Source organism: Brevibacterium ihuae (assembly GCF_900184225.1).
Taxonomy (GTDB): Bacteria; Actinomycetota; Actinomycetes; order Actinomycetales; family Brevibacteriaceae; genus Brevibacterium; species Brevibacterium ihuae.
The window spans coordinates 381,307-401,542 of record NZ_FXWZ01000002.1 but is presented as its reverse complement, the minus strand read 5'-3'; the positions used below and the strand labels follow the sequence as shown (position 1 = coordinate 401,542).

General features: G+C 67.6%; 19 protein-coding genes. 11 read left to right on the top strand and 8 right to left on the bottom strand.

Annotated features, from left to right (window positions below):
* Nucleotides 1–2: 2 nt before the first annotated feature.
* The 5 genes from C1A17_RS01785 to C1A17_RS01765 all read left to right on the top strand — a co-directional run bounded on the left by C1A17_RS01785 (nt 3) and on the right by C1A17_RS01765 (nt 8,863).
* Nucleotides 3–1,553: a type I restriction-modification system subunit M gene (locus C1A17_RS01785; protein WP_101650156.1), complete on the top strand. Its 1,551-nt coding sequence runs from the start codon at nt 3–5 to the stop codon at nt 1,551–1,553.
* Nucleotides 1,550–3,043 carry a type I restriction-modification system subunit M gene (locus C1A17_RS01780; protein WP_101650154.1) on the top strand — a complete coding sequence of 498 codons (1,494 nt, stop codon included), beginning with the start codon at nt 1,550–1,552 and terminating at the stop codon, nt 3,041–3,043. The genes C1A17_RS01785 and C1A17_RS01780 overlap by 4 nt, the downstream gene beginning before the upstream one ends.
* Nucleotides 3,040–4,218 (top strand): restriction endonuclease subunit S, encoded by a 1,179-nt coding sequence (locus C1A17_RS01775; protein ID WP_101650152.1) that lies wholly within the window; start codon nt 3,040–3,042, stop codon nt 4,216–4,218. The genes C1A17_RS01780 and C1A17_RS01775 overlap by 4 nt, the downstream gene beginning before the upstream one ends.
* Nucleotides 4,218–7,154 (top strand): type I restriction endonuclease subunit R, encoded by a 2,937-nt coding sequence (locus C1A17_RS01770; protein ID WP_101650150.1) that lies wholly within the window; start codon nt 4,218–4,220, stop codon nt 7,152–7,154. The genes C1A17_RS01775 and C1A17_RS01770 overlap by 1 nt, the downstream gene beginning before the upstream one ends.
* Nucleotides 7,155–7,225: 71 nt before the next feature.
* The gene (locus C1A17_RS01765; RefSeq protein ID WP_180953186.1) at nt 7,226–8,863 is read left to right on the top strand and encodes an AAA family ATPase; all 1,638 of its coding nucleotides are present in this window, start codon (nt 7,226–7,228) and stop codon (nt 8,861–8,863) included.
* Between the two features lie 70 nt (nt 8,864–8,933).
* Here C1A17_RS01765 and C1A17_RS01760 read toward each other — a convergent pair whose 3' ends face one another.
* Genes C1A17_RS01760 through C1A17_RS01750 form a run of 3 tightly spaced genes read right to left on the bottom strand, consistent with a single transcriptional unit; the run spans nt 8,934 to nt 11,505 of the window.
* Nucleotides 8,934–9,905: a TrmH family RNA methyltransferase gene (locus C1A17_RS01760; protein ID WP_101650146.1), complete on the bottom strand. Its 972-nt coding sequence runs from the start codon at nt 9,903–9,905 to the stop codon at nt 8,934–8,936.
* 7 nt (nt 9,906–9,912) lie between these two features.
* Nucleotides 9,913–10,719: a sulfite exporter TauE/SafE family protein gene (locus C1A17_RS01755; RefSeq protein ID WP_101650144.1), complete on the bottom strand. Its 807-nt coding sequence runs from the start codon at nt 10,717–10,719 to the stop codon at nt 9,913–9,915.
* Nucleotides 10,720–11,505, bottom strand: coding sequence for an ABC transporter ATP-binding protein (locus C1A17_RS01750; RefSeq protein ID WP_101650142.1), 786 nt, complete (start codon nt 11,503–11,505; stop codon nt 10,720–10,722).
* A 109-nt stretch (nt 11,506–11,614) separates the two neighbouring features.
* Between C1A17_RS01750 and C1A17_RS01745 the strand changes: the two genes are divergently transcribed.
* Together C1A17_RS01745 and serB are read left to right on the top strand one after the other, a co-directional pair.
* The gene (locus tag C1A17_RS01745) at nt 11,615–12,370 is read left to right on the top strand and encodes a hypothetical protein (protein ID WP_101650141.1); all 756 of its coding nucleotides are present in this window, start codon (nt 11,615–11,617) and stop codon (nt 12,368–12,370) included.
* A gap of 34 nt (nt 12,371–12,404) precedes the next feature.
* The gene (gene serB / locus C1A17_RS01740) at nt 12,405–13,196 is read left to right on the top strand and encodes a phosphoserine phosphatase SerB (protein WP_101650139.1); all 792 of its coding nucleotides are present in this window, start codon (nt 12,405–12,407) and stop codon (nt 13,194–13,196) included.
* Here serB and C1A17_RS01735 read toward each other — a convergent pair whose 3' ends face one another.
* From C1A17_RS01735 to fabG, 3 genes are read right to left on the bottom strand one after another with little or no spacing between them, the layout of a single operon-like run.
* Nucleotides 13,197–13,706, bottom strand: coding sequence for a SixA phosphatase family protein (locus tag C1A17_RS01735; RefSeq protein WP_101650136.1), 510 nt, complete (start codon nt 13,704–13,706; stop codon nt 13,197–13,199). It abuts the gene before it with no gap.
* Nucleotides 13,707–13,710: 4 nt separating this feature from the next.
* Nucleotides 13,711–14,469: an enoyl-ACP reductase FabI gene (gene fabI / locus C1A17_RS01730; protein WP_101650134.1), complete on the bottom strand. Its 759-nt coding sequence runs from the start codon at nt 14,467–14,469 to the stop codon at nt 13,711–13,713.
* Nucleotides 14,470–14,500: 31 nt separating this feature from the next.
* On the bottom strand, nt 14,501–15,211 hold the full coding sequence (gene fabG, locus C1A17_RS01725) for a 3-oxoacyl-ACP reductase FabG (RefSeq protein ID WP_101650132.1): 711 nt from the start codon (nt 15,209–15,211) through the stop codon (nt 14,501–14,503).
* 133 nt (nt 15,212–15,344) lie between these two features.
* Between fabG and C1A17_RS01720 the strand changes: the two genes are divergently transcribed.
* The 3 genes from C1A17_RS01720 to C1A17_RS01710 are packed head-to-tail and all read left to right on the top strand — an operon-like array spanning nt 15,345 to nt 16,986.
* The gene (locus C1A17_RS01720; protein WP_245873372.1) at nt 15,345–15,827 is read left to right on the top strand and encodes a DUF3099 domain-containing protein; all 483 of its coding nucleotides are present in this window, start codon (nt 15,345–15,347) and stop codon (nt 15,825–15,827) included.
* Nucleotides 15,824–16,033: a hypothetical protein gene (locus C1A17_RS01715; RefSeq protein WP_101650130.1), complete on the top strand. Its 210-nt coding sequence runs from the start codon at nt 15,824–15,826 to the stop codon at nt 16,031–16,033. The genes C1A17_RS01720 and C1A17_RS01715 overlap by 4 nt, the downstream gene beginning before the upstream one ends.
* Nucleotides 16,033–16,986 carry an SURF1 family cytochrome oxidase biogenesis protein gene (locus C1A17_RS01710; RefSeq protein WP_101650128.1) on the top strand — a complete coding sequence of 318 codons (954 nt, stop codon included), beginning with the start codon at nt 16,033–16,035 and terminating at the stop codon, nt 16,984–16,986. The genes C1A17_RS01715 and C1A17_RS01710 overlap by 1 nt, the downstream gene beginning before the upstream one ends.
* A 16-nt stretch (nt 16,987–17,002) precedes the next feature.
* Here C1A17_RS01710 and abc-f read toward each other — a convergent pair whose 3' ends face one another.
* Nucleotides 17,003–18,601: a ribosomal protection-like ABC-F family protein gene (gene abc-f / locus C1A17_RS01705; protein ID WP_101650126.1), complete on the bottom strand. Its 1,599-nt coding sequence runs from the start codon at nt 18,599–18,601 to the stop codon at nt 17,003–17,005.
* Nucleotides 18,598–19,242 (bottom strand): ribonuclease H family protein, encoded by a 645-nt coding sequence (locus C1A17_RS01700; protein WP_101650125.1) that lies wholly within the window; start codon nt 19,240–19,242, stop codon nt 18,598–18,600. Before C1A17_RS01700 ends, abc-f begins: the two co-directional genes overlap by 4 nt.
* Nucleotides 19,243–19,300: 58 nt before the next feature.
* Here C1A17_RS01700 and ypfJ point away from each other — a divergent pair, with 58 nt between their 5' ends.
* Nucleotides 19,301–20,221, top strand: a complete 921-nt coding sequence (gene ypfJ, locus C1A17_RS01695) for a KPN_02809 family neutral zinc metallopeptidase (RefSeq protein ID WP_101651481.1) — start codon at nt 19,301–19,303, stop codon at nt 20,219–20,221.
* Nucleotides 20,222–20,236: the final 15 nt, after the last annotated feature.

Genomic DNA, 20,236 nt, shown 5'->3' with positions numbered 1-20,236 from the left:
GGATGACCGAGGATGAGGCACGCGCGGCAGCGCGGGCATTGCGCCCCAACGGCGGGAGCGATCCGCTGACGCTGGCGGAGCTCGAGCAGTACCTCGCCGCGGCGGCTGACCTGCTGCGCGGCAGCATCGACCAGGCCGACTTCAAGGCGTACATTTTCCCGCTGATGTTCTTCAAGCGGATCAGCGACGTCTACCTCGAGGAGTACGCCCAAGCGCTCGACGAGTCCGGAGGCGACCACGAGTTCGCCCTGTTCGCGGAGAACCACCGCTTCGCGATCCCACCCGGAAGCCTCTGGGACGACGTGCGCACCAACACAGCGAACATCGGCACCGCCTTGCAGACTGCGTTCCGTGAAATCGAGAAAGCGAACCCCGAGACGCTGTACGGCATCTTCGGCAACGCCAGCTGGACCAACAAGGACAAGCTGCCCGATCGCAAGCTCGCCGATCTCATCGAGCACTTCTCGAGCAAGGCGCTGACCAACGCCGCTGTGCCGCCCGACGTGTTCGGCAACGCGTACGAGTACCTCATCAAGCGGTTCGCCGACCAGTCGAACAAGAAGGCCGGTGAGTACTACACGCCGCGTTCGGTGGTCGGCCTGCTCGTCAACATCCTCGATCCCACCGAGGGTGAGACGGTCTACGACCCGGCCTGCGGCACCGGCGGCATGCTGATCGAGGTCATCGAGCACGTGAAAGATGCCGGCGGCTGCCCCAAAACCCTGTGGGGCAAGCTATACGGCCAGGAGAAGGTGCTCGCGACCTCGGCGATCGCGCGGATGAACCTGCTGCTCCACGGCGTCGAAGACTTCAAGATCGTCCGCGAGGACACGCTGCGCAACCCCGCTTTCTACACGGGAAACAACCTCGCGCAGTTCGACTGCGTCGTCGCCAACCCGCCGTTCTCGCTCAAAAACTGGGGCGAGCCCGAGTGGGCGTCCGACAAGTGGGGCCGGAACGCACTTGGTGGTGTCCCACCAAAGGGATACGCCGACTGGGCCTGGGTCCAGCACATGCTCACCTCCGCGAAACCGAAGACTGGACGTGTGGCGGTGGTCCTGCCCCAGGGCGCACTCTTCCGGCAGGGCGCTGAGGCGCGGATACGCACCCACGTGCTCAAGTCAGACGTCGTCGACGCGGTCATCGGGCTGGCTCCCAACCTGTTCTACGGCACGGGCCTCGCCGCCTGTGTACTGATCCTTCGACAGGAGAAGCAACCGGAGGAGAAGCGCAAGGTGCTCTTCATCAACGGTGAAGATCTGTTCAAGCGCGGGCGCAACCAGAACACCCTCGAGCCCGAGCACGCTGAGAAGCTACTTGACGCCTACGAGCTCTACTCCGACATCAAGGGCCGCTCCCGTGTCGTCGACCTGGCCGAGATCGAGAGCAACGACTACAACCTCAACATCCCGCTGTACGTCGCCCCACCTGACACCGGCGAGAAGCTCACGCTCGCAGACGCTCTCGCGAATCTCGAAACGGCGCACGCCGAGGCGACCACGACGCGTGCTGCGCTGGAGGCCGAGCTGGCGAAGTGGGGGCTGTCCGTATGAGCACCAGGATCACGCAGCGCGAGCTGGAGAACTACCTGTGGGGCGCGGCGATCGTTCTCCGTGGCCTGATCGACGCCGGCGACTACAAGCAGTACATCTTCCCGCTGGTCTTCCTGAAGCGGATCTCCGACGTCTACGACGAAGAGCACGCCGCCGCGATGGAGGTGTACGACGACGAGGAGCTCGCCGACCTCCCCGAGAATCACCGCTTCGCCATCCCACACGGCTGCCACTGGGACGACATCCGCGGTGTCACTGAGAACATCGGTGCGGCACTCTTGCACGCCATGCGCTCCATCGAGACCGCCAACCCCGACACACTTCCGGGAGTCTTCGGCGACGGTGACTGGGGCAACAAGGACCTGCTCCCGGACTCGACCCTGGCCGACCTGATCGAGCACTTCTCCACCAAGACACTCTCGATCGCCAACCTGCCCGAGGACGAGCTCGGCAACGGGTACGAGTACCTGATCAAGAAATTCGCCGACGACTCCGGTCACACGGCGCAGGAGTTCTACACCAATCGCACCCTCGTGCACCTGATGACGATGATGCTGGAGCCCCGGCCGGGTGAGTCGGTGTATGACCCCACCTGCGGCACAGGCGGCATGCTCATCTCCACCGCCGCCGAGCTGAGGCGGCAGGGCAAGGAGTGGCGCAACCTGCGCCTCTACGGCCAGGAACTCAACTACGGGACATCCGCCATCGCGCGGATGAACCTGTTCCTGCACGGAATCACAGACGGCCACATCGCCCACGGCGACACCCTCAGCCGACCGGCGTTCCTCGATGGCAAGGGCCGTCTGCAGACGTTCGACGTCGTGCTGGCCAACCCGCCCTACTCCATCAAGGCGTGGAACCGCACCGCGTTCGCCAAGGACCCGTACGGCCGTAACGTCTGGGGCATCCCGCCGCAGGGACGCGCCGACTACGCCTTCTTCCAGCACATCGCCACGAGTCTCGACCCCAAGACCGGACGAGCAGCCATCCTGTTCCCCCACGGCGTGCTCTTCCGCCGCGAAGAGGCAGTCCTGCGTGAAGCGTTGGTGAAGTCCGACCTCATCGAGTGCGTGCTCGGGCTCGGTGCCGGACTGTTCTACAACAGCCCCATGGAGGCCGTGGTCGTCACGCTCCGCGCCAGTAAGCCCGCCGAGCACAAGGGCAAAGTGCTGTTCATCAACGCGGTCAACGAAGTCGCCCGCGAGCAGGCGCAGTCGTTCCTCCGCGAGGCGCACCAGCACAGGATCCTGGACGCTTATCGCGCCTTCGAGCCACAGGACGGGTTCGCTGCAGTTGCCACCCTCGACCAGATCGCAGAGAAGAGCCACAGTCTCGCGATTCCGTTGTACGTCGCGGGCGACTCGGCGAAGGAAGTCGGCGAGCACATCGATGTCAGCGATGCAGTGGCGCAGTGGCGAACTGCCGCGCAGGTTTCGGACCAGGCGATTACTGACGTCCTCGCGCGGCTGAGAGCGGAGGTGTCCGCGTGAGCCTTAACCTCGACAAGTCGCACTGGAACCGGGTCGCCTTCGGCGACGTTGTCCGTAACGTGAACGACTACTTCGATGCCGACCGAGACGGCGTCCTCCCTTATGTGGCAGGACCGAACATAAATCCTGGCGAGCCTTCGGTCGCTTCGTACGGCGCGACCGACGACGACGAGTTCCCTCCTACATTCAAGCGAATGTTCCGTTCCGGAGACGTGCTACTACACTCGCGGGGCATCGACAAGTTGGCCGCGGCAGATCGCTCAGGTGTGACGGGCGAGAAGCTGTTCGTTTTGCGTTCGGTGGATGAGACCGTTCTGCTACAGGAGTACCTGATTTGGCTGCTTTTGAGTCCCCAAGCGCAGGCTCACATGAAGGACAACCTCACCGGCTCCGTAAACAAGTTCCTCAACTGGAAACCGCTCGCGGCGCTTGAAATTGACATCCCTCCACTCGACGAGCAGAAGCGAATCGCCGACCTCCTCTGGGCCATCGAGCGTCATAAACGCACCCTTGCGGACGAGGTCGAATCGGTCCAAGGTGTCCTTGCGCGCGTCGCGGCTACACGGCTCAGCGCCCTACCCACTACAGCGCGACTGGGGGATCTCACGACGACGCGGTCCGGGCCTTCGTTTCCAGCATCGGATGTTCACGGTGAATCCGTCGAAGGATCGGTGCCTGTCATTGGTATCCCTAACACGAAGCCTGACGGAACGATCGATCTCGAAGGCGTCGGCCATGTGACTGGACTTCCCGCCAGTGTTAGCACAATCGACGAGTCGAGCCTCATCCTGATTCGCACTAATGGAAACCGACAGCGGATCGGGAACGTATACATCCCGCCCGAAGCGGCGCACGGGCATGCGGTGTCCGCGTTCCAGTTCCTTATGCGGGCGAACGACATGTCCGACAGGGATTATCTCTTCTGGGTCCTGAGCGAGGCGGGGATGCAGCACCGCATGAGTGACGCAGCCTCGGGGACTGTCGGCTTGGGCAACCTCGCCGTTCGCTGGCTCAACGAGCTTGAAATTCCCTGGACGGAACTCCCCGAAGAGAGAAGAGCATTTGTCGAGACCCTCGGCACGCTGAGGGACGGTCTCGCACGCCTTCGTGCCGAAGTCGCTGCTGTCACCGCCGTCGGCAAAGTGGTTCTCGGAGAGATGCTTGGAGGCAGCTGATGGCCCAGTTCAACGAAGCGAATTCTGTGCGCGACCTCATCCGGGACCTAGTGAAATCCGACGACGTCCAGTTTTTGCCGGGCAACGAGCTTCCGCGTCGTACCGACGAGGTGATGCTCGAAGGTGTGCTGGAGGGAGCGCTTGTCCGGCTGAATCCGGAGATCGAGGCGGACCCCGCGAAGGCGGACGAAGTCATCTACAACCTCCGTGCGATCCTGATCGCTGCCCGGAACAGCCCGCATCCAGTGGTGGCCAACGAGGAGTTCATGGGGTGGCTGACTGGCCAGAAGTCGATGCCCTTCGGACCGAATGGCGAGCACACTACGGTCCGGCTGATCGACTTCGAACACCTCGAGGAGGACTCGTCGAACCAGTGGATCGTCTCGACCGAGGTGACTTTCAAGCAGGGTCGGTTGGAGAAGCGATTCGACCTGGTCCTGTGGTGCAACGGAGTGCCGCTGGTTGTCGGCGAGGCGAAGACGCCGATCCGTCCGGCGTACACCTGGATCGATGGGGCCGCGCAGATCCACGATGACTACGAGCAGAGCGTCCCGCAATTCTTCGTGCCGAACGTGTTCTCCTTCGCCACCGAGGGCAAGGACTTCCGCTACGGCACCATCGGAATGCCGGTCGAGCTGTGGGGCCCCTGGCGCGAGGACCCGACCGATGAGGATGCTCCCGCGAAGATCGGTCTCGTCGCGGTCCAAGAAGCAGTCGAAGGCGTCCTCACTCCCCGTGCGGTGCTCGACTTCCTACGATTCTTTACGCTCTACGCGACCGATAAAACGCACCGCAAGATCAAGATCATCGCTCGCTTCCAGCAGTTCCAGGCGACCAACCTGATCGTCGATCGTGTGCTGCTCGGCAAGGTCAAGCAGGGTCTGATCTGGCACTTCCAGGGTTCGGGCAAGTCGCTGCTGATGGTCTTCACCGCGCTCAAGCTCCGCGCGATGGCGGAGCTCACGAATCCGACGATTCTGATCGTGGTCGACCGCATCGACCTGGACACCCAGATCACGGGCACCTTCAACGCCTCGGACGTCCCGGGCTTGGTGTCGACGGACTCGCGAGCGCAACTCCAGAATCTGCTCAGCCAGGGCGCGCGGAAGATCATCATCACCACGATCCACAAGTTCGGCGAGGCACCTGGCGTCCTCGATGCCCGGCAGAACATCATCGCGATGGTCGACGAGGCTCATCGCTCGCAGGAGGGTGACTACGGGCAGAAGATGCGTGAGGCCTTGCCCAACGCGTACCTCTTCGGCTTGACGGGCACGCCGATCAACCGGCGCGACCGCAACACGTTCAAGTGGTTCGGTGCACCCGAGGACGAGGGCGGCTACCTGTCGCGGTACTCATTCCAGGACTCCATCCGCGACGGTGCGACCCTTCCGTTGCACTTCGAACCACGACTCTCAGAAATCCACATCGACCAGGAGGCGATCGACGCGGCGTTCGAGGAACTCGCCACGGATCGCGATCTGTCCGAGAGCGACAAGATCACGCTTTCGAAGAAGGCGGCCTCGATCGAGGTGCTCATCAAGACGCCCTCACGCATCGCGAAGATCTCCGCCGACATCGCCGCCCACTTCCAATCCAAAGTGGAGCCCCAGGGTTTCAAGGCGCAGGTCGTCGCGTACGACAAAGCCTCCTGCGTCGCGTACAAGAATGAGCTCGACAAGCACCTCGGGCCCGAGGCATCGACCATCGTCATGTCGAAGACCCGAGGTGACTCGCCCGACTGGGCCAAGTGGACCCCAGGTGCCGAGGAGCTTGAGCAGGTCGTCGCGCGGTTCAATGACCCGACCGACCCGCTCAAGATCATCATCGTGACGGCGAAGCTGCTGACCGGGTTCGACGCTCCGATCCTCTACTGCCAGTACCTCGACAAGCCACTGAAGGAGCACACGCTACTCCAAGCGATCACTCGCACCAATCGCGTGTACCCGCCGGACAAGACCCACGGCCTGATCGTCGACTACCTCGGCATCTTCGACGACGTCGCCCGATCCCTCTCCTTCGACGAGCAGGCTGTCCGAGAGGTCGTCTCCAACATCGAAGAACTGAAGGCTCAGCTCGCGCCGGCGATGGCTGCCGCACTCGCATTCTTCCCCGGTGTCGACCGCACGGTCGGCGGGTACGAAGGCCTCGTCCAGGCACAATCCGCGATCGCTGACGACGTCACGAAGGACGCCTTCGGAGCCGCCTACAGCGTGGTGTCACAACTATGGGAGGCACTCAGTCCTGACCCCATGCTGGGCGAGCATCGCGACGACTACCGCTGGCTCACGGATGTCTACGAATCGGTGCGCCCCTCAGACATCACGGGCCGACTCGTGTGGCACGCGCTCGGAGCCAAGACAATCGACCTGATCAACGAGCACGTCGCCGTCGAGATCCCGCAGAACACCGAGACGATCGTGCTCGACGCTCAGACGATCGAAGACCTCATGACCGGTCGGCGCACCGACATCCCCACCGAAGAGATCGAGCGTCAGATCACCGCACGCATCGCCCAGCACCTGCATAACCCGGTCTTCGTCGAACTCGGCCAGCGCCTCAACGACCTACGCGAGCGCTACGCCGACATCCAACAGTCCAGCCTCGACTTCCTCCGCGAGCTTCTCGAACTCGCCCGCGACACCGTTGCTGCCGAGAAGGCAGCCGACGAGGTGCCCCGCGAAGAGCAGGGCAAGGCGGCACTGACCGAGCTGTTCGACGCCCTCAAAGGCGATCAGACCCCGATCATCGTCGAGAACGTCGTCAACCGGATCGACGAGGTCGTCCGTGGGGTCCGCTTCGAGGGGTGGCAGTCCACGATCCGCGGCGACCAAGAGGTCCGCCAAGCTCTGCGGAAGACGCTCTACGTCCAGTTCAAGATCCGCGACAACGACGTCTTCGAGAAAGCCCTCGGCTACGTCCGGGAGTACTACTGATGAGAGTGCGACAGTTCCGCCTGGAGAGGTATCGATCCATCCTCAAGAGTGAGGGCATGGACCTTCGAACTATGACGGTTCTCGTCGGTCCAAACAACGAAGGAAAGTCGAACATCCTGCGTGGTCTCGTCGTTGGCCTACGTGCAATATCCGACATCGGCAAGGGCGCACCCTATCCCGCGCGCGGTCGCGGACGGCGGGATGACTGGGACTTCGAGACGTACACGTGGGAATCAGACATCCCCGATTCCGTCAGGTCAGCAAAACCGAACTCGGCAACGGTCCTCGAGTTCGACTTCGAGCTCAACGACGACGAGATTGAAGAATTCAAGGAACGAACGAAGAGCGCCAATAACGGCACATTGAAAGTTCGTCTGCGCCTGTACCGAGGACGGCGCGAGATGCAAATCATCAAACAGGGACCCGGCAGCAAGAAGATCAACGAGAAGAAGGTCGCCATTGCGAAGTTCATCTCGAAGCAAGTTCGCGTGCAGTACATCCCTGCGTCTCGCCCAGCGTTTGAATCGGTCTCGTTGATGCGCGCCGAGGTGGGTTCTCGTCTCGCGGCGCTGGAAAGCGATCAAGAATACCGAAAGGCGCTGGAGGTCGTGCTCGAGCGCCGCAAGGATGCCCTATCACCGCTCGGCACGTCAGTCACTGATGCCCTTCGCCGCTTCCTCCCAAACGTGGAGTCAGTCGAGATCGAGCCGTCTGGGCGGGACTACTTTGGAGTGAATCCGTGGGCCTGGACAGAGTTCGACTTCATGGTCGACGACGGAGTGAAGACGCCTCTGGCGTCAAAGGGTGACGGGGTGCAGAGCCTTGCCGCGATCTCTTTGGCGCACTCATTGGCGCAGGCGAACAATAAGTCGGACCTAATCCTCGCAGTCGAAGAGCCTGAGGCCCATCTTCACCCCTCAGCGGTTCACGAGCTTCGCGCAGTTCTGGATGAGATTGCCCATGACCAGCAGGTGGTCATTACAACTCACAGCCCTCTCCTCGTGAGTCGTGGTGATGTCGCGGGCAACGTCATCATCAGGCAGAACCGTGCGGTCCAAGCGGGTTCACTCGGCCAGATCCGGGACATCCTCGGGGTACGGATCGAGGATAACCTTCAGTCGGCGAGCGTCGCCCTGCTAGTTGAAGGCCTCAGTGACAAAAGGATCATCCAGACGCTTCTGGCTGGCGAGAGCCCGATAATCCAGTCCGCGTTGACTGACGGCGCACTCCGGACAGAGATTACAACCGGCGCGAGCAATGTCGCTTACCAGTTCCGTCACTTCTACGACAGTGTCTGCCGCGTTCACGTACTACTAGACTCCGACGCTGCTGGGCGCAAGGCACTCGAAGCTCTCGAGAAGGAGCACGGCTTCAGCCATCTTGACGCGACCATGGTGAGGGTCGTCGACATGAACGACTCGGAGGTGGAAGATCTGCTCGACGAAGCATTTCTGGGACCGGACATCCTCGCTCGATTCAACGTGACCCTGGATCCTGCTCACACTCACCCGCAAAAGAAGTTCAAGCTGCGAATGCAAGACTACTTCGCAGGCTCGGGTCAAGGTTGGACTAAGGCGATCGAGAACGACCTCAAGACCCTCGTTGCCGATGCCGTCGAGCGCGATCCCGTCGCCGCCCTTCGAGCCGATCGAAGAGGGCCTCTCGATGCCCTCGTTCGCGAAATTGAATCCAAGCTAGAAGGGTCGTGAGCGTCCGCAACGACCCGATTCCCTGCCCAATGGGCATTGGGGCGGCCACCGCCACGTAAGTTTCCTGTGACTACCGCGTCGCGTAGAACGCCACCGCCGCCGACGCTGCCACGTTCAACGAGTCCACCCCGTGCATCATCGGGATCGTCACTCGTCGGTCGAGCCGGCGGTCGGCCTGGCGCGTCAGGCCGTGGCCTTCTGTCCCGAACACCAGCGCGAGATGCGGGTGGTCCTCCGCGACCAGCTCGTCAAGCGTGATCGCGCCCTCCCCCAGCGTCATCCCGGCCACGACGTAGCCGTGCTCCTTGATGAGGTCGATGTCGGCCGGCCAGGACTCGATGCGCGCCCAGGGGACCTGGAAGACCGTACCCATCGAGACGCGGATCGACCGGCGGTACAGCGGGTCCGCGCAGCTCGGGGTGACGAGGACGGCGTCCACGCCGATCGCCGCGGCTGATCTAAACGCGGCTCCAAGATTCGTATGATCGACGATGTTCTCGAAGATCGCGATCCGCGAGCGATGCTTCGGCCCTGACTCCCCTCCCTGCTGCTGCGGAGGTTTACGACCACCCACGTTCGTGTGGTCGACGATGTCCTCGACCACGACGACCCGCCGGGCATCCGCGAGCACCTCGGCGAGCGCGGGGAGCACCGGGCGGTGCATCGCGGCGAGCGCGCCCCGGTGGAGGTGGTAGCCGGTGAGCTGCTCGACGACGGCGTCCTCGCCGATGAACACCGGCGCGTGGGTCCCGGCGATGATCCCGGTGAGCGCGGCGAACCACTTGCGGGTCATGAGGAACGACCGCGGGACGTGCCCGGCGGCGATCGCGCGATCGATGATCTTCGAGCTCTCCGCGATGAACAGCCCGCGCTCCGGCTCCTGCAGGGTGCGGAGCCGGACGTCGGTGAGCCGGGTGTAGTCGGCGACCGCCGGGTCGTCGGCGGAGTCGAGGAAGCGGATCCGGCCGGTGTCGATCCCGGCCGCTGCGGCGAGGTCGAGCACCTCGGCATCGGTGGGCGCCTGCGTGCGCGGGGTGTTCATGCGCCGCTCACATCTGCAGGATGCGCCACAGCGCGACGAGGCCGAGCACGACGATGACCGACCGCAGGAGCACGGGGCTGAATCGCCGGCCCACGCGCGCTCCGACGTATCCGCCGATGAGCGAGCCGATGGCGATGAGGAGCACGGCGAGCCAGTCGATGCGGTCGAAGCCGACGATGATGTACACCGCCGCGGCCACCGAGTTGACGACGAGGACGAGGACGTTCTTCGCGCCGTTGAGCCGCTGCAGCGGTTCGGGCAGCAGGAGGCCGAGGAGCGCGATGAGGATGATCCCCTGTGCGGCGGCGAAGTAGCCGCCGTACACCGCGGTGAGGAACACCGCGAGGACGACCGCGGCGAGCCTGCCGGCGGAGAGCCCGGTCGGGCCGGGCTCCGGCTGCTCCCCCACCGCGTCCGCGCGCTTCGCCTTGCGCGCCTTGAGCGCGCGCTGGAGCGCGGGCTGGCCGACGACGAGGACGAGGGCGAACACGAGGAGCACCGGGACGATGGTGATGAAGGCGTCCTCGGGCAGGGTGAGGAGGAGGTAGGCGCCGAGCAGCGCACCGGCGATCGAGGCGGGAGCGAGCTGGAGCAGCCGCTTCCCCTGGCCGCGCAGCTCCTCCCGGTACCCGAACGAGGACGCGATGTTCCCCGGGATGAGACCCACGGCATTGCTCATCGTCGCCGTCACCGGCGGCACACCGAAGGCGACGAGGGCGGGGAACGTGATGAGCGTGCCGGAGCCGACGATCGCGTTGATCGTGCCCGCCCCGAGCCCTGCGAGCAGGATAAGGGCGGCTTCGAGGAGCGTCATTCAGCTGCGGGCCCGGGCGGAGTAGCGACCCGCCTCGACCGTGAGCTCGATGTCGGTGCCGAAGGTCCGGTTGAGGGTCTCCGCGGTGAGCGTCGAGGAGACCTCGCCGGCGGCGACCGCCGCACCGTCCTTGAGGAGCAGCGCGTGGGTGATGCCCTGCGGGATCTCCTCGACATGGTGGGTGACCATGATCGTCGTCGGCGCGAACCGGCCGGAGATGATCTCGCTGAGTGCCTGGAGGAGCTCCTCGCGCCCCCCGAGGTCGAGCCCGGAGGCGGGCTCGTCGAGGAGCAGGAGCTCGGGGTCGGTCATGAGCGAGCGGGCGATCTGCACGCGCTTGCGCTCGCCCTCCGACAGGCTGCCGAAGGGGCGGTCGGCGAAGCGCTCGACGTCGAACACCGCGAGGAGGTCGTGGGCGCGCTCGACGTCGAGCTCGTCGTACTCCTCGGTCCAGCGGCCGAGCACGCCGTAGGCGGCGGTGAGGATGATGTCGGTGACGGTCTCCGAGGCGGGGATGCGCGCGGCGAGCGCCGACGAGGTGTAGCCGATGCGCGGTCGGAGCTCGAACACGTCGACCCGGCCGAGCTGCTCGCCGAGGATCCGCACGCGGCCCGAGGTCGGATGCATCCGGCCCGAGGCGATCTCGAGGAACGTCGTCTTGCCGGCGCCGTTGGGGCCGAGGACCACCCAGTGCTGGCCCTCGGAGACCTCGAGGGACAACCCGCTGAGCAGGAAGTTCGTGCCCCTCCGGACGTGGACGTCTACAAACTCCAGCACATCGCTCATAGACCCGACTCTAGCGCACCGGACCCCCGCCCCGGGGCATCGGAGGGGCACGCGCCCGGGGTGTCAGGACGAGTGGGCCGAGGTCCCCGGATGGGCTAGATTGTCCGCCATGGACACCGCCCTCGCGACGCTGCTCACCACGGTCGCGCTCGATGCCGCCCTCGCCGGCAGGCTGTCCCCCGACGACTGCGCACAGGCGCTCCTCGACTCCGGTTTCCCGGTCCCCCTCGTCCTCGAGGACGCCGTGTACGCCTCCGATCCGCCGACCGGTCTGCTGCTCCTGCTCCCCGCGCTCCGCGCCGCCGGCGTCGACCGGCTGCGCCTCTCGCTCCTCCACCCGACGTTCCCCTCCCCCGTGCCGCGGGTGGACCGGGCCGATCGCAGAACCCTCGCGCGGGCGACCGCGGTCGCGGTGAGCGAGGTGCGCGGAACCGCCCATGCCGTCCTCGTCCTCGACGGCGAGGCGAACCTCCGCGTGCTCGCGTGCGCCCCGGTGACCTACGCGCCGCTCGACGCACTCTCCGTGCCCGAGGCCGCCCGCACCCTGCGCGAGGTCGTCATGGAGGGCCTCGCGGTCGTCGAGGCCGTCGGCGATGCGGCGCCCGCGCACCTCCGCAATCTCCAGTGGCGCGACTGGCAGGCGGACATGAGCGGCGATGCTCCGCGCGCCGCGCTGTCGGCCCTGCTCCGCCGACCCGAGCACGCCCCGGTCCTCCACGCAGCGCTCGACATCCACCACGCGATGTCCCCGGTGCTCGCTCCGGCCACGGTCGAGCCCCCGGAGTTCGGGGCGGTCCTCGCCCGGCTCCATGCCGCGGCCGCGGCCGTCGTCACCGCGGTGACCCGCGACAACGGGATCGGCTGAGACGCACACCCGGGGACGCCCGTAGAATCGCCCCATGCACAGGATCAGCCTCCTCCACCCCGCCGGCGCCGACTACTCGGTGACGAGCGAGCTCGTCGCCCCCGCCGACCTCGACGGCACCCTCGACCGGCTGCGAGCCGCTCACCCCGACGCCGATGTCGTCGTCGTCCCCGAACCGCTCGCCGCGGAGCCGCCGCAGCTCGTCCTCATGGACGTCGACTCGACGTTCCTCAACGAGGAGGTCATCGAGCTCATCGCCGATCACGCCGGGGTCCGCGACGAGGTCGCCCGGATCACCGACGAGGCGATGCGCGGCGAGCTCGACTTCGCGGCGAGCCTCCGGGCCCGGGTCGCTGCGCTCGCCGGTCTCCCGGACACCGTGCTCACTGAGGTCCGCGGCCAGGTCACGCTCACCGCGGGCGTGCCGGAGTTCGTGCGGGCGGTGCAGTCCGCGGGCGGCGTCGTCGCGCTCGTGTCCGGCGGATTCGCCGAGGTCGTCGTCCCGGTGGCGGCCGAGCTCGGGATCGGTGAGGTGCGCGCGAACCGCCTCGCCGTCGCCGACGGTCGGCTCACCGGTGAGGTCGACGGTCCGATCGTCGACCGGCAGGCGAAGGCCGATCAGCTCCGCGTGCTGTGCGAGCAGCTCGACATCGATCCGGAGCGCACGGTGGCGATCGGCGACGGCGCCAATGACGCGGACATGGTCCGCGCGGCGGGATTCGGGATCGCCTTCTGCGCCAAGCCCGCCCTCGTCGAGGTCGCCGACGCCGCGCTGACCATCCGGCGGATGGACGCGGTGTGGTCCGCGCTCACCGGGGAGCGCTGATCATCCGGCGCGCGACGCGTCCCTGAAGCAGCGGATCTCCGGAGTCGGGTAGTCGCCCGGCTCGACGTCCCAGGACGGGAGGTCGAACACCGCGATGGAGCTCGGCCGGAATCGCTCGGGGACCCCGAATCCCGGGCACAGGTGCCCGATGACCGCGCTCACCGTGGGCTCGTGGCCGACGATGTACGCACCGGGCGCTTCGGCGGGGATCGTGCGGATGACTTCGAGCCAGTACTCGATGCCGCTCTCGTAGAGCGCCCGGTCGGTGAGCAGCCGCGGCGCCTCCCGACCGGCGGGACCGGCGGCCCGGCCGAGCGCCGCTACGACCGCCTCGCCGGTCTGCACGGTGCGCAGCGCGGCCGAGGCGACGAGGTGGGTGAGCGGCAGGCCGGCGAGGTGCTCGCCGGCCCGGGCGGCCTCGATCTCGCCCGCCTCCGTCAGCGGGCGGTCGACGTCCGCGACCGGCGGGCGGGCCGCCTTCGCGTGGCGGGCGAGAACGAGGACCGGCACGGGATCAGGCGCCGGTCGCGTGGAGCCCGCCGTCGACGTGGACCATCTCGCCGGTCGTCGCCGGGAACCAGTCGGACAGCAGGGCGACGATGGCCTTGCCCGCGGGCTCGGTGTTCGTCTGGTCCCAGCCGAGCGGTGCGCGCACGCCCCACACGTCCTCGAAGGCGTCGAAGCCGGGGATCGACTTCGCGGCGGTCGTCTTGAGCGGTCCGGCGGACACGAGGTTCACGCGGATCCCGTCGGCGCCGAGGTACTTCGCGAGGTAGCGCGAGGTGGATTCGAGGGCCGCCTTCGCGACGCCCATCCAGTCGTAGGCCGGCCACGCGACAGTCGCGTCGAAGGTCAGGCCGACGACCCCGGCACCGGGGTTGAGCACCGAGCGGGCCGCGACGGTGATCGCCTTGAGCGAGTACGCCGAGACGTGGACGGCGTTCGACACCGATTCGAAGGGGGTGTCGAGGAACACTCCGCCGAGCGCGTCCTTCGGAGCGAAGGCGATCGCGTGGACGATCCCGTCGATGTTCCCGCCGAGCCGCTCGGGCAGCGCCGCGAGGTCGTCCTCGTTCGTCGCGTCGAGCTCGATGACCTGCGCGGTCTGCGGCAGGCGCTCGGCGATGATCGAGGTGATCTTCATCTGGCGGCCGAACGAGGACAGGATGACCTCGGCCCCCTGCTCCTGGGCCAGCCGGGCGGCGGCGAAGGCGATCGACGCCTCGGTGAGCACGCCGGTGACGAGGATGCGCTTTCCGTCGAGAATTCCCATGGTGTGTCCGTCTTCCTCTCGATGTGTGGTGTCAGTGTCCCATGCCCAGGCCGCCGTCGACCGGGATCACGGCGCCGGAGATGTACGAGGCCTCGTCCGAGGCGATCCAGCGGACGACCGCCGCGACCTCCTCGGCCTCGGCGAAGCGCTTCGCCGGGATCGTCGCGAGGTACTCCTTCTGCTGCTTCTCCGGCAGCTCGTCGGTCATCTCGGTGCGGACGAAGCCCGGGGCGACGACGTTCGCGGTGATCCCGCGCGCGCCGACCTCCCGGGTGATCGCGCGGGCGAGCCCGACCAGGCCCGCCTTCGACGACGAGTAGTTCGCCTGGCCTGCCACGCCGTAGAGGCCCGAGACCGAGGAGATGAGGATGATCCGGCCCTTCTTCGCCCGGATCATGCCGGTGACGGCGCGCTTGACGGTGCGGAAGGCGCCGCCGAGGTTGGTGTCGACGACGGCCTCGAAGTCCTCGTCGGACATCCGCATGAGGAGGGTGTCGCGGGTGATGCCGGCGTTCGCGACGACGACCTCGACCGGACCGAGCTTCTCCTCGATCTCGGCGAACGCCGCGTCGAGGGAGTCCGCATCGGTGACGTCGGCGGCCACCGCGAGGGCGCCCTCGGGCGCGTCCCCGTTCCGGGAGGTGACGGCGACCTGGTCGCCGGCGGCGAGGAACGCCTCGGCGATCTTCCGACCGATGCCCCGGTTGCCACCGGTGACGAGTACTACGCGCGGATCCGACACGGACGTTCTCCTTGCTCTCGAACTGCTGCGGGGGCCGCAGGGGCCGCTTCCCAACCTAACGCACCTCCGTGCTCGTTGAGTACGCCGCTCACAATGGAGGAGTATGCTTTTGTAGCCGGGAGCACGCACCCGCGTGCCCCATCTCGAGACCGGGAAGGCCATGGCGCAGAGGACCCACGTCACGCGGATCACCGAGGCCGAGGTGTCCCAGGAGCAGGATCTCCACGACCGGACCGTGCGCTACCTCTTCTCGATGGGGCTGCGCATGGTGTGCTTCATCCTCGCGGTCGTCACCCCGAGCCCGTGGCGGTGGCTGTTCGCCGCCGGCGCGATCGTGCTCCCGTGGATCGCCGTGCTCCTCGCGAACGCGGTCCGCACCCGGGGCGTCGAGCCGGGCAGCGCGGTCATCGACGGCGCCCCCGCCGCCGCGCTCGGCTCCGGCCCACGTCGCTCCGCCGACACCGCAGAGCCCGACCCCGGCGGAGGGACCGCGGAGGCCGCCGGTGACCGTGAACCGCGCCGTCCGCCGTCTGCCGACGGCGTGTACGAGGGTGAGATCATCGATGACGCGGCGGCTGCGAGCGACGGATCGGCTGCGAAGGAGGACGAGGGATGACCGCGATGACGTGTTCGGCGAAGGCCTGTGCCGCCGACGCCGCGTTCGCCATGCTGTGGAACAACCCGCGCATCCACTCCCCCGAGCGGCGCAAGGTGTGGCTCGCGTGCCCGGCGCATCGCGCCCACCTCCACGACTACCTCGCCTCGCGCGGCCTGCTCCGCGACGACGTCCCGGTGTCCGAGATCCCGGAAGGAGCCGGCTGATGAGCGGTGCACCCGCAACATCCGGCGGATCCTCCGGCGGCTACCGCTTCATCCTCTCGCGCCGCTGGCTGGGCTACATCGCGCTCGCCATCGTCGCCGCGATCGTGTGCGTGTTCCTCGCGAACTGGCAGGACCACCGGCGCGCGGCCCGCGACGCCGAGATCGAGCGCATCGAGGCGAACTACCACGGCGAGGTGCGCGACCTCGCCGCCGTGGTCGACGATCCCGCCGCGCCGCTGCCGGAGTCCGCGGAGTGGGCCCGGGTGCGCGCCGTCGGCACCTACGACACCGGCTCGACGGTCCTCGCCCGCAACCGGAGCCTGCAGAACCAGGCCGGCTTCTACGTCGTCGTGCCATTCGATCTCGCCTCCGGCGGGTCGATCGCGGTGGTCCGCGGCTGGGTGCCGACGACGAGCGAGGGCGGTCCGCCGGCCATCGATGCGCTCCCCGCTCCGCCGGCGGGCGAGGTCGAGGTCGAGATGTGGCTGCGGCCGGCGCAGGACTCCAGCGAGGACACCAATCCGCCCGGGCTCATCCGGGCGATCGATCCCGCGGTCATCCCCGGCATGGACGCGCCCTACACCGGGACGTACGGGCAGCTCGCCGCAGAGTCCCCGCCCCCGGCCGACGCGGCGCTCACCGAGCTCCCGCCGCCGAGCACCGACCCGGGATCGCACCTGTCCTACACCTTCCAATGGCTCGCGTTCGCGGTGATGATCCTCATCGGCGTGATCTATGCCGCCCGCCGGGAGAAGCGCGCGCTCGAGGCCGCCCGCGCCGAACGGACCGGAGAGGCCCCGGCCCCGGAGTACGTCGTCGTCGACAAGGACGCGCTCACCCGTCGCCCCGCGTCCCGTCCGGCGCGCCGTCCCGTGCCCCGTCCCACGCGCCGGCGGAACCGCACCTCGGAGGAGGAGCTCGAGGACGCGCTCCTCGACTCGCAGGGCTACTGACGGCGCCGCGCGGCGCTCAGGCGAGGGTGACGAGGTCGAGGTAGGTCTCGCCCCACAGGTCCTCGTCGCCGTCGGGCAGCAGGAGCACCCGGTCGGGGTCGAGGGCCGACACCGCTCCCTCGTCGTGGGTGACGAGGACGATCGCGCCCTCGTAGCGGCGGATCGCCGAGAGGATCTCCTCCCGGCTGGCCGGGTCGAGGTTGTTCGTCGGCTCGTCGAGGAGCAGGACGTTCGCGCTCGACACGACGAGCGTGGCGAGGGCGAGCCGCGTCTTCTCCCCGCCGGACAGCACGCCGGCCGGCTTGTGGACGTCGTCCCCGGAGAACAGGAACGAGCCGAGCACCGAGCGCGCGGCGGTGTCGTCGAGGTGCGGGGAGCTGCGCTGCATGTTCTCGAGCACCGAGCGGTCGTGATCGAGCGTCTCGTGCTCCTGCGCGTAGTAGCCGAGCTTGAGGCCGTGTCCGGGGACCACCTCGCCGGAGTCGGGGGCCTCGAGCCCGGCGAGGATCTTGAGCAGGGTCGTCTTCCCGGCGCCGTTGAAGCCGAGCACGACGACGCGGGTGCCCTTGTCGATCGCGAGGTCGACCCCGGTGAAGACCTCGGTCGAGCCGTAGGACTTGCTCAGGCCCTCCGCGGTGAGCGGCACCCGTCCGCAGGCCGCCGGGGCGGGGAACCGCAGGTGGGCCACCTTGTCCGCGGCCCGCTCCGCCTCGAGCCCGGAGAGCATCCGCTCGGCCCGCTTCGCCATGTTCTGGGCGGCGACGGTCTTCGTCGCCTTGGCCCGCATCTTGTCGGCCTGGGCGCTGAGCGCGGCGGCCTTCTTCTCGACGTTCGCCCGCTCGCGCCGCCGACGCCGCTCATCGGCCTCGCGCTGCTTGAGGTACTGCCGGTAGTTCATCGCGTAGATGTCGATGCACTGGCGGTTCGCGTCGAGGAAGAACACCCGGTTGACGACCTCGTCGATGAGATCGAGGTCGTGGGAGATGATGACGAGGCCGCCGGCGTAGGTCTTGAGGTAGTCCCGCAGCCACAGCACCGACTCCGCGTCGAGGTGGTTCGTCGGCTCGTCGAGGATCATCGTGTCCGGGGCGGCGAACAGGATCCGGGCGAGCTCGACGCGCCGGCGCTGGCCGCCCGACAGGGTCTGCAGCTCGCGGCCGAGGATCTCCTCGTCGAGGCCGAGGTTCGCCGCGATCGCGAACGCCTCGGACTCCGCCGCGTATCCCCCGGCGGCCATGAACTCCGCCTCGATGCGCGGATAGCGGTCGATCGCCTTCGCCATGACGTCGGGATCGGGATCGGACATCTGCTCCTCGGCCCGCCGCAGGCGGCGCACGAGGACGTCGAGCTCGCGGGCGGCGAGGATCCGCTCCCGGCCCGTCGCGGAGGGATCCCCCGAGCGCGGGTCCTGCGGGAGGTAGCCGACGGTGCCCGAGCGGGTGACGGTGCCGCTCGCGGGCACGACCTCGTCCATGAGGACCTTCGTCAGGGTGGTCTTGCCGGCGCCGTTGCGTCCGACGAGACCCACGCGGTCGCCGGTGTCGACGCGGAAGGACACGTCGGTCATGAGGGTGCGGGACCCGACGAGGACCTCGAGGTCCGTCACGGCGATCATGCGTACTTCCGTTCCATGCCGAGGGCGATGAGCTCGGCGAGCTCGTCCTGGGGGCGGCGACCCGCGGCGCGGGCCCGCTCGACGATCCGGTCGGCCCGGTCCGCGTCGAGGCTGCAGGCGACCGTCACCGGCGGGCGCTCTTCGAGGCCCCGCTCCTCGGCGCGGGCACCTGCGGATCCGCCGCTGAAGCCCGGACCGGAGTCCACCGGCTGTCCGCTCCGATGCGCCTCGGCCGCCGCGCGGGCGCGGGCGTCGGCGGCGTCGTTGAGAGGGTGGCTGCTGTGGCCCTTGACCCATTCGAGCCGGATGTCGCGCCCGACGAGCGCGGCGTCGAGCTCCTCCATCTGGTCCCGGTTGAGCACGTCGCCGCCGTTGGACTTCTTCCAGCCCTTGAGCTTCCACACCGGCATCCATTTCGTCACCGAGTTGATGACGTACTTCGAATCGCACAGCACGTGCAGCCGCTCATCGGTGTCCGCGGTCGCCCGCAGCGCCTCGATGAGCGCCTGGAGCTCGACGCGGTTGTTCGTCGACTCCGGCCACCCTCCCGAGGCCCACCGGGCGTCGTCGATGTACCATGCCCAGCCGGCCGGTCCGGGGTTGCCGAGCGCCGAGCCGTCGACGGCGACCGTGATCGTCACAGGATGTCCTTCCTCCGGATGGGAGTCGTTCGCACCCGGACCACCCTATGCTATGGGCATGACCTTCAATCCCGGCACCAGACTCGACACCTCCCAGGTGTCCAAGCGACGCGGCGGCGGAGGCCGCGGCGGCGGACTCGGCGGCCCCGGCATCAAGATCGGCGGCGGGCTCGGCGGACTCGTCATCATGGTGATCATGGCGCTCGTCTTCGGGCCCGAGGTGCTCACCGGCCAGCAGGGGTTCAACGACACCTCGCAGATCGAGCAGCAGTCGGCCGGCGAGGATCTCGCGACGAAGTGCCGCACCGGTGAGGACGCCAACGCCGACGTCGAGTGCCGGGTCGTCGGCACCGTCAACAGCCTCAACGCGTACTGGGAGCAGGGCGCCTACGATCTCGGCGTCGCCTACCGCGCGCCGAGCGCGGTGCTCACGAGCGGTCAGTGGCAGACGGCCTGCGGCGTCGGCAGCTCGAGCATGGGCCCGTTCTACTGCTCCGGGGACGAGACCGCGTACTTCGACGTCTCCTTCTTCGCCCAGCTGCGCGAGCGGTTCGGCGCCGAGCAGGGCCCGCTGCCCGAGGAGTACGTCGTCGCCCACGAGTGGGGGCACCACATCCAGTACCTCACCGGGGACCTCCAGCGGACCCGCGACGGGCAGACCGGTCCGCAGTCGAACGCCGTGCGCCTCGAGCTCCAGGCGGACTGCTACGCCGGGGTGTGGGCCGCGAACGCCGCGGTGACCCCCGATCCGGCGACCGGCGAACCCTACCTCCAGCCGCTCACCACGGAGGACATCTCCGATGCGCTGTCGGCCGCCGAGGCGATCGGCGACGACGCGATCATGGAGACCTCGGGCGGGCGCGTGATCCCGGAGAACTTCACCCACGGCTCCTCGGAGCAGCGGATGACGTGGTTCCTCCGCGGGTACCGCGACGGCCGACCGACCGCGTGCGACACCTTCGCCGTCGACCGGGTGTGACCCGGCCGGCGCGGC

Coding starts and splice junctions, on each gene's coding strand:
- C1A17_RS01770 (WP_101650150.1), top strand. CDS start 4,218: ATGGCCCAGTTCAACGAAGCGAATTCTGTGCGCGACCTCATCCGGGAC.
- C1A17_RS01710 (WP_101650128.1), top strand. CDS start 16,033: ATGAGCGGTGCACCCGCAACATCCGGCGGATCCTCCGGCGGCTACCGC.
- serB (WP_101650139.1), top strand. CDS start 12,405: ATGCACAGGATCAGCCTCCTCCACCCCGCCGGCGCCGACTACTCGGTG.
- abc-f (WP_101650126.1), bottom strand. CDS start 18,601: ATGATCGCCGTGACGGACCTCGAGGTCCTCGTCGGGTCCCGCACCCTC.
- C1A17_RS01760 (WP_101650146.1), bottom strand. CDS start 9,905: ATGAACACCCCGCGCACGCAGGCGCCCACCGATGCCGAGGTGCTCGAC.
- fabI (WP_101650134.1), bottom strand. CDS start 14,469: ATGGGAATTCTCGACGGAAAGCGCATCCTCGTCACCGGCGTGCTCACC.
- C1A17_RS01780 (WP_101650154.1), top strand. CDS start 1,550: ATGAGCACCAGGATCACGCAGCGCGAGCTGGAGAACTACCTGTGGGGC.
- C1A17_RS01745 (WP_101650141.1), top strand. CDS start 11,615: ATGGACACCGCCCTCGCGACGCTGCTCACCACGGTCGCGCTCGATGCC.
- C1A17_RS01715 (WP_101650130.1), top strand. CDS start 15,824: ATGACCGCGATGACGTGTTCGGCGAAGGCCTGTGCCGCCGACGCCGCG.
- C1A17_RS01765 (WP_180953186.1), top strand. CDS start 7,226: ATGACGGTTCTCGTCGGTCCAAACAACGAAGGAAAGTCGAACATCCTG.
- ypfJ (WP_101651481.1), top strand. CDS start 19,301: ATGACCTTCAATCCCGGCACCAGACTCGACACCTCCCAGGTGTCCAAG.
- C1A17_RS01750 (WP_101650142.1), bottom strand. CDS start 11,505: ATGAGCGATGTGCTGGAGTTTGTAGACGTCCACGTCCGGAGGGGCACG.
- C1A17_RS01785 (WP_101650156.1), top strand. CDS start 3: ATGACCGAGGATGAGGCACGCGCGGCAGCGCGGGCATTGCGCCCCAAC.
- C1A17_RS01755 (WP_101650144.1), bottom strand. CDS start 10,719: ATGACGCTCCTCGAAGCCGCCCTTATCCTGCTCGCAGGGCTCGGGGCG.